This window comes from Mesorhizobium sp. M2C.T.Ca.TU.002.02.1.1 (assembly GCF_003997225.1).
Map to the genome: position 1 here is coordinate 1 of NZ_RZTO01001299.1, position 1,014 is coordinate 1,014.

Genomic DNA, 1,014 nt, shown 5'->3' on the forward strand with positions numbered 1-1,014 from the left:
CGCCGAGAAGGCGCCGTTCCTGCTCGCCAGCCTGCCCTCGGCGACCCGCTTCGGCGGCGCGCTGCCTGGCGCCCCGGCGGAAGCGCGGTTCGGCTCGCAGCCGGCCGAAATCGCCGGCGCTTCCGAGTTGGCGCTTGCGCTCGCCAACATATCGCCGGAGGAGACGGCCGACGTTCCGACCGCCGTCGCGCTGCAAAACAGCGACGCGCCCACTGTCGCCGGCAAGCCGGACAATGGCCAGGGTGGAGAGTTCCAGGTCGCCTCGCTGCCGCCGCAGGACGGTCTGCCCGACACGATTGCTGTGCCCGGCCTTCGCCCGCGCACCACGCTCGAGCGCGCCACCGAGGCGCCCGAACAGAACGCGGCCAAGCCGCAGAAACCCGAGACCGCTAAGCCGCAGGCCGCCAGGGCCAAGCCGCAGCCAACGGCCGCCGACACCGCGCAAGGCTGGCCGACGGCGGCCTCGCCGAGAAGCGGCGACCAGACTCTGCCGGGCGTGGCGGGCTCAAAGCCGCTCGTGGCCAACGCCAAACCCGGCAGGCGCAAGGCGCAGGCATCCGAGATGCTCGCCTATGCCAAGCCCGACACACCGGAAAGCGGCGGCCTTGGCAACGCGTTCCGCAACCTTTTCAACGGTCCCTCCACGGGCAATGGCGTCGCCGTCTACGATATCTCGGCGAGAACCGTCTACATGCCCGACGGCTCGAAGCTGGAGGCGCATTCGGGACTGGGTTCGATGGTCGACCAGCCGCGCTTCGTCGACCGCAAGAATGTCGGTCCGACGCCGCCCGACACCTACAATCTGTCGATCCGTGAATCGCGCTTCCACGGCGTCGAGGCGATCCGGCTGACGCCAACCAGCGGCCGGAACAAATACGGCCGCGACGGCCTGCTCGCGCACACCTACATGCTGCGCGGCGGCCGCGCCGAATCCAATGGCTGTGTCGTCTTCAAGGACTACCACCGCTTCCTTGCCGCCTACAAAAAGGGCAAGATCAAGCGCCTCGTCGTCGT

General features: G+C 69.1%; 1 protein-coding gene. It reads left to right on the plus strand.

The genetic code is table 11. The features are described 5' to 3' along the window. A partial coding sequence (locus tag EOD07_RS35620; RefSeq protein ID WP_127238452.1) for a tlde1 domain-containing protein occupies positions 1-1,014 on the plus strand: 1,014 nt, incomplete at both ends.